The organism is Natrinema altunense (assembly GCF_000731985.1).
Classification (GTDB): domain Archaea; phylum Halobacteriota; class Halobacteria; order Halobacteriales; family Natrialbaceae; genus Natrinema; species Natrinema altunense.
In genome coordinates this window covers 495,470-509,642 of the sequence record NZ_JNCS01000002.1, presented here as the reverse complement: position 1 = coordinate 509,642, position 14,173 = coordinate 495,470, and the positions used below count along the sequence as shown (strand labels likewise).

Genomic DNA, 14,173 nt, shown 5'->3' with positions numbered 1-14,173 from the left:
TAAGGATATTAACAGCGTCTCTATGTCAGGTGCTCACACATCTCGTGGTATACGAGAACAACTACATAATCGATGGTAAGGATTTTGGTACTGGTTTGGGAAGGGGGGCATACACACACATGGGAGCACTCTCGAACCTTCGCGTGCTGGATCTGACCCAGGTGCTGGCCGGGCCGTACTGCACGATGTTGCTCGCGGATATGGGCGCGGACGTGGTCAAGATCGAACGCCCGGGCGGGGACATGATCCGGTCGAACCCGCCGTTCGTCGACGATCCCGACGAGGAGGCGTACGGCGGCTACTTCCAGAGCGTCAACCGCGGTAAGAGGAGCATCGAGTTGGACTTGGGCGACGACGAGGACCGCGCGGACTTCCTCTCGCTCGTCGAAGAAGCCGACATCGTCATCGAGAACTACCGCGCCGGGACGATGGAGAAGTACGATCTGGGCTACGAAACCCTCACGGAGTACAACGAGAACATCATCTACTCCTCGATTCGGGGCTTCGGCGACCCGCGGACCGGCGAGACCCACCGCCAGGGTCAGCCCTCCTTCGACCTCATCGCGCAGGCGCTGGGCGGCGTCATGGAAACCACCGGCCAGCCCGACGGCCCGCCGACCAAGACCGGCCCCGGCGTCGGCGATCTCTTTACCGCCACGCTGAACTGTATCGGCGTTCTCGCCGCCGTGAACCACCGCGAGCAGACCGGCGAGGGGCAGTACGTCGACACCGCCATGTACGACTCGATGCTCAGCTTCACCGAACGCGCCATCTACCAGCAGTCCTACACCGGCGAGGCTCCCACCCGCCGGGGCAACTCCCACCCCACGCTGTTTCCGTACAACGCCTTCGAGACCGCCGACGGCTACGCCGTCATCGCCGCGTTCAACAACAACCACTGGGCCGAACTCTGTGACGTGATGGACCGCCCGGACCTCGCCGAGGAGTACCCCACGACCGCCGACCGACTCGAGCACCGCGGGGCGCTTCGCGAGGAGCTGGCCGACTGGGCGCTCGCGTTGTCCAACGACGAACTCGTCGGGCGACTCGAGGGCCGGGTCCCGGCCGCGCCGGTCCAGACCACGGAAGAGATCTTCGACGACGACCACGTCCACGCCCGGGACATGCTCGTGCCGGTCGAACAGCCCGGTGCCGACAGGGACGTCGAGATCGCCGGCACCCCGATCAAGATGAGCGAGACCGACCCCGAACCCCGCGGTCGCGCCCCGCTGCTCGACGAGCACCGCGCGGAAGTGCTGGGCGAGCGGGCGGAGGAGACGGCCGACGACTGAGACCGGCTGCTGGAACTGGTTCCCGGAGCGACCGCCTGTCGATCGCGGTCCCGGCGACGACCGCACTGTCGGAGCCGGTTTCGAGTACCCCCGTTACCAGTGGATTCTTGGTGTGACAATTCAAGGAACCAGGCATGAGTCAGGCGACGCTCTCGGACCGCCCGTACACGAACTCGAATCTCTTCTCCGGCTACTATCTCGACGAGCGGATTCAGGACCGCGAAGAGTGGGACTGCGACGACGCCGCACGGGCGGCCATGGACGACCTGCAGTCGCTGTACGACCTCGAGTCGGGGCTGGTCGACGGCTACAAGGAAGATCCCCTGATCGACAACTGGATCGACGAGGTGCTCGAGGTGTTGGGATTCGGGACGAACGTCGAGACGACGCTGCCCGAGGGCGGGGGCTACATCGACGTGTTGCTGTTCGAGAACACCGAGGCGCGCCGTGACGCGGCGGAGGTCTACCTGAGTTCCGAGGACACGACCGACCTGTTCGAGCGGGGTGTCGGACTGGTCGAGGCCAAGCAGTGGGACGCCGACTTCACGACCCGGTTTAGCGACCAGCGGCCGTATCGGAACGCCTCCCATCAGATCAAACACTACCTCGAGCGGACGCCCGAGCGGATTCAGTGGGGCGTGTTGACCAACGGCCGCAAGTGGCGACTCTACGGGACGAACGACTACGAGACTCAGACCTACTACGAGATCGACCTGCCGGAACTGCTCGAGCGCGGGGATCTCGAGGCGTTCAAGTACTTCTATACGTTCTTCCGGCCGGCGGCGTTCCGCGAGTCGGGAGGGACGACGTTTCTCGATTCGGTCTGGTCGGAGAGCGAGACGGTCGCGCAGGAACTCGGCGAAGACCTCCAGGACAACGTTTTCACGGCGCTGCGGGTGCTGGGCCGTGGCTTCGCCGAGACGAACGACCTAGCGATCGAGCCGGACGACGACACGGGGCTCGGGGAACTCAAGGAGCAATCGCTCGTGTTGCTCTATCGGTTGATGTTCGTCCTCTACGCCGAGTCGCGGGGGCTGATCCACCCGGAGGGTGGGGACGCGGTCGCGGAGTACGAGGAGAACTTCAGCCTCGACGAACTGCGCCTCGAGATTCACGAGGAGATCGGCGAGGTCGACGCCGGATTCGACGACGCCTACAGCGAGCACTCGACGACGATGTGGAGCCGGCTCGAGGACCTGTTTCGCCTGATCGACGAGGGCGAGGAGTCGCTCGGGATTCCGCCGTACAACGGCGGGTTGTTCAATCGGGAGACCCACGATTTCCTGGCCGAGCACGAGGTCAGCAACCGCCATCTCGCGGAGGTCATCTATCGGATTTCCACGACGGAGAACGACGAGGGGCGGTACGTGTTGGCCGACTACGCCGACCTCGATACGCGGCATCTGGGGAGCGTCTACGAGGGGCTGCTCGAGCACCAGTTCCGGATCGCGCCGGAGGCGTACGCGGCGGTGGCGGCGGACGGCGGGCAGGTCTGGAAGCCGGCTACGGAGGTGTCCGTCGCGGAGGCGGTCGAAACGGTCGACGAAGGCGAGCTGTACGTCGTCAACGACGAGGGCGAGCGGAAGGCCACGGGGGCGTACTACACGCCGGACTACGTGGTGACCTACATCGTCGAGGAGACGGTGGGGCCGCTGGTCGACGAGATCACGGCCGACCTCGAGGAGCAGGGCCTCGAGCCGGGGACCCACGAGTATCTCGGGGCGTTCTATCGGCGGGTGACGGATCTGAAGATCCTCGATCCGGCGATGGGGAGCGGGCACTTCCTGACGCGGGCGACGGAGTATCTCGCCCAGCAGGTGATGGAGGAGGTGCGCGAGATCGAGGGGGCGACGGCCTTCGACGAACAGCGGGTACGCCGGGACGTGGCCAAGGAGTGTATTTACGGCGTCGATCTGAACGGGATGGCCGTCGAACTCGCGAAGTTGTCGATGTGGCTCGAGACGCTGGCGGCCGACCAGCCCCTTGCGTTCCTCGATCACCACCTCAAGGCGGGGAACTCGTTGGTAGGGTCGGACGTGACCGACGTGCTCTCGAGCGAGACCGCGGACAGCGACGGGCAGTTGACCCTCGAGCAGGCGCTGGCGCGGGTTCGCCAGGACACCCTGGAACACGTCATGGAGCGGATGCAGGAGTTGCTCGAGATCGACAACGAGTCGCTCGCGGACGTGAAGTCGATGGAGGAGATTTACGACGAAGTGCGGGCGGACCCGTTCTACCAGCGGTTGTTCGAGGTGGCGAACGTCCACACCGCCGAGCGGTTCGACCTGGACGTGCCGGAGGGGGCGTACGAGCGAATGGCGCGGGCGATCGACGACGACGAGGCGTGGGCGGCGGTGCAGGCCGAGGGCTGGTTCCAGACCGCACAGGCGATGAGCGGTGACGAGGCGTTTTTCCACTGGGAGTTGGAGTATCCCGAGGTGTTCTTCGACGATGATGGGGAGAAGCGAGAGGATGCTGGGTTTGATGCAGTCATTGGGAATCCTCCATACTTAGCATTTCAGGAGGGAAGTGAACAAACTAGAGGATACTATGAAAGTGAATATGTCACGCCCTATAGAAACTATGATGCATATGTAGTTTTCACTGAAAAAGGTATAGAACTGTTGAACGCTGACGGTGGATGGTTCGGATATATAATACCGAATAAATTCATCCGATCACAATACGGGGAAAAGCTAAAAGAATACATACATGAGAAGTCCCATGTTGATAGTCTAATTGATTTTGATGATGGCTCTGTATTCCGTGATGCAACGAATTATGTTTGTATTCCAATCCTACAAAAAGGAGAATCATACGAAGAAACATATTACATGGAAAATAGTAGTCCAGAGAAAGCAGTTTCTTTAGCTCGGAGTGAACATGACGATGATTGGTCGAGAATCCCGCCCGAAGCAATGAAAGAATGGCGGTTATTTGACGAAGGTGTGTATTCGGTTCTGAATTCAATAAACGAATATCCTGATCTTGAAGCAGTCGTTAATAATATCTTTGAAGGTGCACGTCCTGGCGGTGAAAAAGTCTACTATTCGACCAATGTGGAGAATGTTGAAGAAGAGCTTCTCCGTCCATTTATTAAAGCCGAAGACATTGATCCGTTCTCCATCTCTCTATCGAACAAAAATATAATATTCCCATATAAGAGAAATAGTGAGAAGTATGAGTTAATTAATATAGAAAACTATCCCAAAACACACTCCTATTTAGAGGAAAACTCAGGAGACATATACGGAGAATCCGGATCGGAGTTCGATATTGATTTAGAATATGGATATTATCACACTCCAGAAAAATTGGAGAGTGAAGATTTGATTCTTTGCCCAGATATTGCAAAAGAAAATGAATTCGCTATTAATATAGATGAAACGCCAATATTCCCGAACACTGTCTATGCAATCGATGTTAGTAATAAAAGTGAATTAATCAAACCGATCACTTCAATACTGAACTCTACCCTGATTGAACTTTGTCTCAAGTCAGTAAGTCCAAATGTTCGTGGTGGCTACTACCGATATAAAACGGAGTATCTAGAGGAATTGCCAATTCCTGTCGATAAATTAGAAACGTCTGCTGGCAAGGAGGAGGAGATAAAGGAAGAGATTGAAAATATGTTATCAAACCTCAGCCATTCTATTACTTCTGATACAATAGATACTTTAAATACATTTGTGGGTGGTGAAAGTGAAATATATCGTGACTCACTTTCTGTACTAGCTGAAAAACAAATATTCCTCACTCAGGCTAAACGGTCGCTCAATCTATCTTTCCCAGACTATCTCGGCTCTTATTCTGAAGGACAAACTCTCAGTGAAATTGGTTTCGCGCAACCTCCTGAAGGAGCAGTAGCGTCCATAATTTCAGACACCTCTGAAGACCATCCTAATCTTCGAATCGGCCAAGTTATGGTGATTCGTGAATCTCCTACAGAAATTGAAATTCAGCTAACTGCTAGGTATAAACCTGATCCAGATAAAAAAGGTCGAGAAGCATATACCGAAACTGATCCTTTGCCGGCTCTCAAAATATCGGACCTCACCAAAACCGAGGCCGACCTGATCGAGGCCTTCGTCCCCGTCGCCGTCGACGAGGCCGGCGGCTTCGCGAATTTCCGCGAGAACGCGACCAAGACCAACTCGCCCGTGGATCGGCTTCGAAAGCTCACCCTGCCCGCCGTCGATGACGTTCGGGACGGCCTCGAGAGCTACATCGAGACGAAGGAGCGAGCCGAGGAACTCGAGGCGAAGATCGAAAAGACGGACGAGTTGATCGATGAAATCGTCTACGAACTGTACGGGCTGACTGAGGAGGAGATCGAGATCGTTGAAGACACCGTTGAGAACTGAGATTCAGTAGTCTCCGCTGGATTTCCCTTATTGGCGTCAGTACTCACAGGATACTGATTCCTTCGATCAGTGCGAGTGCAGCGATGGCTGCAATGAGGAACGTGCTGGCAGTTGCTGCCAACGATAGTTTCAACCAACGAATTTTCCGTCCGTTTATGTCTCTGTTATAGAAGAAGTCATGCGCGTAGGTATACGCCATCACCCCTGCATACTCGTCTTCGGTCAGCCCAAGCGTTTCAGCCGTATCTCCCGTCATCTTTGGGCGTTTCGAGTTCCTCGGCTTCAGTGAGAGAATAGCGCACACGATCGAGAGTACTAACGGCGCAACAATGAGTGATATGACGCCGTTTGAAACATGAGTATAGAGCAACCCAGAAATTATTGCTACTAACACTGCGTTCGCTCCCAAGACCACCGAGGCTGAGGAATTAATATTCCACTTGCGAGTATCCTCGTCGGAATATAATTCGTACGCCAGTTTACGCGTCGACTGAATATCTGCGACTTCCGAGGGCGGGATGTACTTCAGAGAAGACTCCGCTCCACTTGTTGTCGCCGTTTGAGAGATTTCCTCTAACTGTTCACTCGTCTCGATCATCGTCCTTCTGAACGTCTTCGCTTTGACTAGACCCGTCGTCTGAGTCGTTATCGTCGGACATAGCCTATAATTAGCAATCCCATATAAATTTGTTACGGTCACTACGTCTCAACGACAGTTTCTGCAAAACATATTCACTCGAGGCCCCGATTACAGCCCGGCCGACCGACGGACGATGTCGACGTGGTGGTGGTTCCGAAGGCTCCTGCCGCCCGGCCGGGTGACTGTCGGGGCTCGAGCGAGCCCCTAATCGTCGGGGTGGACGAGTTTCGGCGGCACCGTACAGCCACAGGGGCTCGCGGAGGCGGTCATGGGGCCGGAGACGGTGAGGAATCCGATGGGGGCACCGCAGCGCGGGCACTCCGGGGGCGGCGAGTCGTCGTCCGGATCGCCGTCGCGGCCGCTACGCATGGGTGGGACACCTCGAGCGGGGGGACGGCGATGACACTCCTGCAGTCGGGCGATTCCGCGGTCGTGCGGGACGTTTATATCCCGGTAGAATGTACGCAATCATTGCTTGCAAATCCCGCCAGGGATTTGGAAGCGAGTCTCGGGTGCTGTTACCACCCGGGACGTTTCGATACGTCCCCTTTCTTCTGGAGACTGCTTCCAGTATATCCGTTGACTCGTTGGCACTTATATCTACTGCAAGCGGCGCGAAAACGGCCGTCGCCGCCCGCGCTCTCGCCGCTCGAGGACCCCCTGCTTGCGGCGGGTCACGGGCCGTGTCGCGGCTCGAGGCCCGCCCTGCGGACGACGGCCGTCCTGACCACACGCCCGTCGCCGTGAGCGAGTCGTCCAGGTTGCGACACGGTTTCGACCGGCCCGCCGATCGACTCGAGACGCCGAACCCGGCGACGGCTCCCCGATCGACCCCCGTTCGACGCGACGGTCGGTCGTAATCGAATGTGGGGACTATCGACGGAACGGGCGCGACGGGCGCTGGAACGCGGGTCATAGTTGGCCCCAACGTATATCCCCGTGGTCTCGAGAATCGAGCCATGAGCATTCGAGACGACCCCCGGCGCGGGAGTGTCTCGATGGACCCGATTCGCGTCCTCCACGTCGATGCCGACCCGGCGTGGACGGCCACGGTCGCCGACTGCCTCGAGCGAGCGGCTGCCCCCATCGAAACGCTCAGCGCGACCAGCGCCAGCGACGCGCTCGAGCGGCTCGAGCACGCCGATATCGACTGTCTCGTCTCGGAGTACGACCTGCCCGACATGGACGGCCTGGCGTTGTTCGACGCCGTCCGAACGGCCCACGACGCGCTCCCGTTCGTCCTGTGTCCCGGGGCGGGCTCGGAGGCCGTCGCGAGCGAGGCGATCGGTGCCGGGGTGACGGACTACGTGCCGAAAGGCGAGGGGGCCGCGACGCTGCGGGACCGTCTCCTCGAGGCCGTCGACGCGATCCGCACCCGCTCGCGCCGCGAGCGCCAGCTCCGCGCCGTCGAAACCGCACGGGAGGGCATCAGCCTGCTCGACGACGAGGGCCGGTTCGTCTACGTGAATCAGGCCTACGCCGACCTCTACGGCTACGAGCCGTCGACCCTGATCGGCACGCACTGGGAACGGCTCTACCCGGACGAGGACGTCGAGACCGTCCGCGAGGAGATCATTCCGACGGTGATGGCCGAGGGCGACTGGTTCGGCGAAACGACCGGCCTCCGGGCCGACGGCACCACCTTCGTCGAGGCCCACTCGCTGTCGACGACCGGCAACGGCGATCTCATCTGTACGGTCCGCGACGTGACCGACCGCGAGGAACGCAAGCGCGACCTCGAGCGCTACGAGACGATCATCGACGCGCTGGGCGATCCGGTCTACACGGTCGATTCGGAGGGACGGTACGCGTTCGTCAACGACGCCTACGCCGCGATGACGGGGTACGAGAAGGACGATATCGTCGGCCGCCACGTCTCGTTTCTCCTCGACGAGCCCTCCGTGGAGCGCGGCGAGGACTGCGTCCGATCGCTGCTCTCCGACGACACCGACGCCCGCCAGCGGACCTACGAGATCACCGTCGAAACGAGCGACGGCGAGCGGATTCGCTGTGAGGACAACGTCTCGCTGTTGCCCCTGGCGGACGGTCGCTACCGGGGCGTCGCCGGCGTCGTTCGCGACATCACCGAGCGCAAGGCCCGCGAACGCGAACTCGAGCGCTACGAGACGATCCTCGAGACGCTGCCGGACGAGGTGTACTCGCTGGACGCTGCGGGCGTCATCACCGAGATCGTTCCCCCGATCAATGACGACGTGTCGACGACGGGGCACCGACCCGAGGAACTGGTCGGCGAGCACGTCTCGGTCATCATGGACGAGGACGATATCGACACCGCCGAGTCGGAAATCGAGGCGCTGTTGCACGATGCCGACCGCGAGCACGCGTCGTTCGAAATGGAGACGATCACGAAAGACGGCGAGCGCCACCCCAACGAGAATCACGTCGCGGCCCTGCCGCCGGACGAGGACGGCCGCTTCCGCGGTACCGTCGGCGTCCTGCGCAACATCGCCGACCGGAAAGCCCGCGAGCGGGAACTCAAAGCGCAAAACGAACGCCTCGACCGGTTCGCCGGCATCGTCTCCCACGACCTCCGGAACCCGCTGAACGTCGCCCAGGGGCACCTCGAGCGGGTCCGCGAGACCGGCGACTGCGACGACGACGATCTCGAAGCCATCGCCTGGGCCCACGATCGGATGGCGGTCCTGATCGAGAACCTCCTGACGATCGCACGCGAGCGCGACCCCGACCCCGACACCGAACCGGTCGACCTCGCGGCCCTCGTTGCGGACTGCTGGCGACACGTCGAAACGGACGACGCCGCGGTCGCGATCGAAACGGACGCCGTCGTTCGGGCCGACCGCGCCCGCCTCGCCCAACTCCTCGAGAACCTCGTCAGCAACGCCGTCGAACATGGCTCGACGAACCCCGACGCACGGGCTCGGCGGGACGCCGAACCCGACGGCGCCGCCATCACGCTCACCGTCGGCGACCTCGACGAGGCGGCGGCCGACGGGTTCTTCGTCGCCGACGACGGCCCCGGCATCCCGGCCGCCGAGCGCGACAGGATCTTCGAAAGCGGCTACTCGAGCGATGGGGCCGGGACCGGCCTCGGACTCGCGATCGTCGAGCGGATCGCCGACGCCCACGGTTGGACGGTGACCGTCACCGAGGGAGCCGACGGCGGGGCGCGGTTCGAACTGACCGGCGTCGACCTGGTCGACCGGCCCGGCGACGAGGAGTAATCCTTTTGCGGGACCCCGACACACGTCCGGGTATGAGCAGCAACTGGCCGGTCGATCCCGACGGCGAGGAGGGCAGCGAGGGGATGCGCAAGTTCGACATGCGGATCATCGCGGACAAGGTCGACGAGGAGGAGGACTTCCCGATGGACCGCGACGAGTTCGTCGCGGAGTACGGCGACTACCCGATCCGGATCAACTACGAGACGGTCGTCCCGATGAGCGAGATCTTCGAGTACGTCGAACCCGCGGAGTTCGAGACGATGCTCGACATGCACAAGGCCGTCGGCGCTGCGATGCGTGCGGGCGACTTCTGGACGTACCACCCGAAGGGCAGCGACCCCGAGAAGAAACACGCCTGAGCGGCCCCCATCACGAATCTGGATTGCGTATCGCTTATACGACGCCGTTCGAAATGAACGCCCACAGTGACTAACACGCAGGTAACGCTCGTTCAGATCGACAACTACGGACCCTGGACCGTGACGCCGGAGCCGCGTCGGGAGGCCGACCTCCAGACCATGCAGTCCCGGCTGTTCGCCGAAATCTCGCAGTTCGTCGGTAACCGCGGCGGGTACGCCTTCTTCACTCGCTTCGACAACATGATCGCGGTGACCAACGGCTGCTCGCTCGAGGACCACGCGCTGTTACAGGAGTCGATCGGCAACCGGTATCCCGTCACGCTCAGCCTCGGCGTCGCGACGGGGACCAGCCCCGTGCAGGCGCTGTCCGATGCCACGGCCCGCTTACAGGAGGCCGGCAGCGCACAGGACGAGACCCGCCGCGAGTGTCTCGAGGGGCGGGGCATCGAGGACGGCTACCGGGCCGACGACGACGTCCAGATCGCCCACTTCGACGTGGTCAACGCGACCGGCAACTACACGGACGAACTCAACGCCTTCGACACCTTCATCGAGATCGAGCAGGGGTACGCCGAACTCATGCGCCACATGCGCTACACCCACGACAGCCTCTCCTTTTTCGTCGGCGGCGACAACGTCATCGTCGTCTGTCCCGACCTCGAGGCGGCCGACTACGAGGAGGCCACCGCCCACGTCGAGGACGCCGTCGACGTCGAGATGCAGGTCGGCGTCGGTCGCGGGGCGAGCGCCCACGAGGCCGGCTTCGCGGCGAAACACGCCCTCGAGACCTGTCGGGCCGACGGCACTCGTGTCGAACTCGAGTGGGAGACGGCCTGAGAGCGGTGAATTAGGGAACTTCGCCGGCGGCTTGCTTAAGTGTGACGGGGGTAGCTTTTAGCCCGTTCGTGGGCATCGTTCAAATATGGAATCGGAACTGTCCGTCAGGGATGTCCTGACGTCCGACTACGTCGGCGTCAGCGAGTCCGACACCGTCCGCGAGGTCGTTCGACTCATGCGCGAGGAACGGACGAGTTGCGCGCTGGTCGTCCGGGGCGCGGAGCCGGTCGGCATCGTGACCGAGTGGGACGTGCTCGGACTCGTCGCCGACGACCGCGATCCGTCGGCGACGACCGTCGGCGACGCGATGACGACGCCGGTCATCACGGTCGGTCCCGACCGATCGCTCACCGACGTTGCGACCACGATGGCCCGCCAGAACATCCGCAACATCGTCGTCGAAGCCGCCGACGGCATCGTCGGCCTGGTCACTCAACGGGACGTCATCGCCGCGGCGGGCTCGTTCCAGGCGACGATGACGCCCTCCCGCTCGAACGAGCCGCCGGTCGATCGCGACCGCGGGGCCGCCGACCCCGCAGCGACCCGGACGACCGAGGAGGACGACACCCAACTGCTCCCCAACGGTGGCGATGAGTACACCACGCAGGGCATCTGCGAGGCCTGCGGCTCGCTCGCCGACGCGCTCTGGGATGCCAACGGCCAACTCGTCTGTACGGACTGTCGGACGGTGTGATCGGCTGTCGATCCCGACCCGGCAGGCGTCGTATCAGCGGCTCCCGATACGTATCTCTCCGATAGAAAGACCTTTCGGGTGTCGCGGTGGACAGGTCGATAATGATCGCGACCCTCGACGACCTGGACGTCGAAGGGACTACCGTCGGTGTTCGCGTCGACGTCAATAGTCCGATCGACGACGATGACACGCTCGCGGACGATGCCCGACTGCGCGCACACGTCGATACCCTGTCGGAACTGCTCGAACGCGGCGGTCAGGTCGCCGTCCTCGCCCATCAAGGTCGGCCCGGCGGCGACGACTTCGTCTCGCTTGCCTCCCACGCCGACCGCCTCTCGACACTGCTCGACCAGCCCGTCGACTACGTCGATGCGACCTTCTCCGAGGCCGCCCGCGAGGCCGTCAGGGACCTCTCGAACGGCGGCTGCGTCGTCCTCGAGAACACTCGCTTCTACAGCGAGGAGTACATGGAGTTCGACCCCGAACGAGCCGCCCGGACCCACCTCGTCGAGGGCCTCGAACCCGTTCTAGACGCCTACGTCAACGACGCCTTCGCCGCGGCGCACCGCTCACAGCCCTCCCTCGTCGGGCTCCCGTCCGTTCTCCCCAGCTACGCCGGCCGCGTGATGGAATCCGAACTCGACGTGCTGGGCTCGATCGAGGAGACCGACGCCCCCCGAGTCTACGTCCTCGGCGGCGCAAAGGTCTCCGACTCGATCGACGTCGCCTGGTCCGTCCTCGAGAAGGGGCTGGCCGACCACGTCCTCACCGCGGGCGTCGTCGGCAACGTCTTCCTCATCGCCGACGGCGTCGATCTCGGCGACGCCAGTTCCGATTTCATCTACGACCAGGGGTACTGGGACGAGATCGACCGCGCCGCCGACCTGCTCGACGCGTACGGCGACCGGATCGCACTCCCGCGGGACGTCGCCGTCGCCCGGGACGACGACCGCCACGAACTCGGCGTCAACGCCTTGCCTCCCGGCGACGGCGAGGCCGCGATGGACATCGGCGACTCGACGCTGGACTACTACCGGCGGATACTCGCGGACGCGGAGACCGTCATCCTCAACGGCCCCGCCGGCGTCTTCGAGGACGAGCGCTTCCAGACGGGGACCCGGGAACTCTACGGCGCTGCTACCGACATCCCGACGAGCATCGTCGGCGGCGGCGATACGGCCGCCGCCCTGCGAACGCTCGGCGTCGAGGGCTTTTCCCACGTCAGTACCGGCGGCGGCGCCGCGTTGCGGATGCTCACCGCCGAATCGCTTCCCGCCGTGACGGCACTCGAGAATGCCCCCCAACGACCCGCAGCCGACGATTGAACGCGCGACTCGCGACGACATCGAACCCCTCACGGACTGCTGGGTCCGCCTCGCCCGCGATCAGCGCCAGTACGGGTCAGCGATCCGCGCCGACGCGAATCGCGAGACCATGCGGGAGACGCTCGGTGCCTATCAGGTCAGCGACGGCCTGTTCGTCGCCCGTCTCGAGGGCTCGATCGTCGGGTTCGCCACGGTCTCGGTCGAACGCGGCTCCCTCGAACTCGACGAGACCCGAGGCATGCTGTCGAACATCTACGTCGAACCCGCCTATCGGAATCGCGGCATCGGCACGGCGCTGCTCGAGGCCGCCGAGGCGTCGCTGGCCGACCGCGGCGTCGACACGATGCTGCTCGAGGTGATGGCCGATAACGAGTCCGCCCGGCGGTTTTACCGCCGCACGGGGTACGACGAGGTCCGGGTGACGATGGGGCGGTCGCTCGAAAGTCGGGAGCAAAACGATACACATTCAAAGGAGGACGGCTAACCAACGGCCTGCGCCAGGGGAGCATGGGCGGTTCATGCACTCGACTTGTAATCGAGACTTCCGGGGTTCAAATCCCCGCCCTGGCTTAAACCCTTACGTTCAAAGCACCTACTGGCTGATGCCGCCTGTTTTGGGGAGGAGAGGTACAGTCCAGGAAGCCGAGTAATCCGAACCGACGGGTCAAAACACGTTCTACCGCCGGTCGAACGGAGGTGTCGTCGCTCGAGCACTGCGACCGATAGGGCAGGCCCGTTCTGCGGAGCCTCGGCGACACCGAGGCTGCCGAGTCCGTCCTCGGTCGCCGAAACGCGGTGAGCGAACGGTCCGGGCCGGCTGGACGGCGGACGACGGGTAATTTACGCCGCTCGACGACGCGTCACACGTCCGCGATTACAACCGGCCTGCCAAACCACCATTGAAGCTGTCCTGACAGTTCGTGTCCCCAGAGGGAGTCAAGATGGGAACGCTGGCGGCCGCAAAAAGTAGTGAATGTCTCTAGACTCCGGCCGAATTATACCTTCTCAACGCCGTGTTCGGATTCCCAGCCGGGTCCCTTGCCGAAATCGAGTTCGACGAACTGCTCGCCCGACGATTCGTAGATGCTGAGCACTTCCGTTTCCCACCCGCGGCACGCGTAGGGGCCGGTCCGACTCCAGTCTCCGTTCGGCGGATCTTCCATCAGGTTATAGCAGTCATCACAGTCACTACAGGGAGTGTACTTGACTGTGTCGCCGACTGAGAGGTGGGTCGCCGAAGCGCTTCCGGCTGCCATCGCGACGCCACCGACGCTGGCGAGTCCGATGCCGGTTTTTCGAAGGACGCTACGTCGATCGATACCTGTGACATTGTCTGACATTTCTGCATCGGATAGGCATCGCCAATAATAATAAATCTTTGCTAGAACTAGTTTTACCTTACATGTATATTTCTCACTTATTAAATGTCGTGGCGATGCGTGGTGAGGATCGTCTCCCT

Annotated in this window: 11 protein-coding genes and 1 tRNA gene; 9 read left to right on the top strand and 3 right to left on the bottom strand. The window is 61.9% G+C overall.

Translation table 11 applies throughout. The annotated features are described in order from the left end of the window. Positions 1-119 precede the first annotated feature (119 nt). Entirely contained in the window at positions 120-1,292 is a 1,173-nt protein-coding gene (gene mct, locus ALTAJ2_RS06660) for a succinyl-CoA:mesaconate CoA-transferase (protein WP_049899936.1), read from the top strand. A 134-nt stretch (positions 1,293-1,426) separates the two neighbouring features. Further along, positions 1,427-5,656 carry an Eco57I restriction-modification methylase domain-containing protein gene (locus ALTAJ2_RS06655; RefSeq protein ID WP_007108464.1) on the top strand — a complete coding sequence of 1,410 codons (4,230 nt, stop codon included), beginning with the start codon at positions 1,427-1,429 and terminating at the stop codon, positions 5,654-5,656. A 43-nt stretch (positions 5,657-5,699) separates the two neighbouring features. Here ALTAJ2_RS06655 and ALTAJ2_RS06650 read toward each other — a convergent pair whose 3' ends face one another. Continuing rightward, the gene (locus ALTAJ2_RS06650; protein WP_049899932.1) at positions 5,700-6,254 is read right to left on the bottom strand and encodes a hypothetical protein; all 555 of its coding nucleotides are present in this window, start codon (positions 6,252-6,254) and stop codon (positions 5,700-5,702) included. Between the two features lie 246 nt (positions 6,255-6,500). Further along, a complete protein-coding gene (locus ALTAJ2_RS19620) occupies positions 6,501-6,665 on the bottom strand; it encodes a hypothetical protein (RefSeq protein WP_168713801.1) in 165 nt (54 codons plus the stop codon). 590 nt (positions 6,666-7,255) lie between these two features. On the opposite strand from ALTAJ2_RS19620, the gene ALTAJ2_RS06645 reads away from it, so the two are divergent. The 7 genes from ALTAJ2_RS06645 (at position 7,256) to ALTAJ2_RS06615 (ending at position 13,284) form a co-directional block, all read left to right on the top strand. Continuing rightward, complete coding sequence (locus ALTAJ2_RS06645; RefSeq protein WP_007108461.1) at positions 7,256-9,499, top strand: PAS domain S-box protein; 2,244 nt, start codon at positions 7,256-7,258, stop codon at positions 9,497-9,499. 32 nt (positions 9,500-9,531) lie between these two features. Further along, a complete protein-coding gene (locus ALTAJ2_RS06640) occupies positions 9,532-9,858 on the top strand; it encodes a DUF5785 family protein (protein ID WP_006186749.1) in 327 nt (108 codons plus the stop codon). Between the two features lie 66 nt (positions 9,859-9,924). Then, the gene (locus ALTAJ2_RS06635) at positions 9,925-10,695 is read left to right on the top strand and encodes a GTP cyclohydrolase III (RefSeq protein WP_007108460.1); all 771 of its coding nucleotides are present in this window, start codon (positions 9,925-9,927) and stop codon (positions 10,693-10,695) included. Between the two features lie 85 nt (positions 10,696-10,780). Continuing rightward, entirely contained in the window at positions 10,781-11,389 is a 609-nt protein-coding gene (locus tag ALTAJ2_RS06630; protein WP_007108459.1) for a CBS domain-containing protein, read from the top strand. Between the two features lie 101 nt (positions 11,390-11,490). After that, positions 11,491-12,714 carry a phosphoglycerate kinase gene (locus ALTAJ2_RS06625; protein ID WP_007108458.1) on the top strand — a complete coding sequence of 408 codons (1,224 nt, stop codon included), beginning with the start codon at positions 11,491-11,493 and terminating at the stop codon, positions 12,712-12,714. Then, a complete protein-coding gene (locus ALTAJ2_RS06620; protein ID WP_007108457.1) occupies positions 12,683-13,198 on the top strand; it encodes a GNAT family N-acetyltransferase in 516 nt (171 codons plus the stop codon). The genes ALTAJ2_RS06625 and ALTAJ2_RS06620 overlap by 32 nt, the downstream gene beginning before the upstream one ends. A gap of 12 nt (positions 13,199-13,210) precedes the next feature. Further along, positions 13,211-13,284: transfer RNA gene (locus tag ALTAJ2_RS06615), tRNA-Thr, on the top strand. 425 nt (positions 13,285-13,709) lie between these two features. Here the strand turns inward: ALTAJ2_RS06615 and ALTAJ2_RS06610 are convergent. Next, the gene (locus ALTAJ2_RS06610) at positions 13,710-14,054 is read right to left on the bottom strand and encodes a hypothetical protein (protein WP_007108456.1); all 345 of its coding nucleotides are present in this window, start codon (positions 14,052-14,054) and stop codon (positions 13,710-13,712) included. Positions 14,055-14,173: the final 119 nt, after the last annotated feature.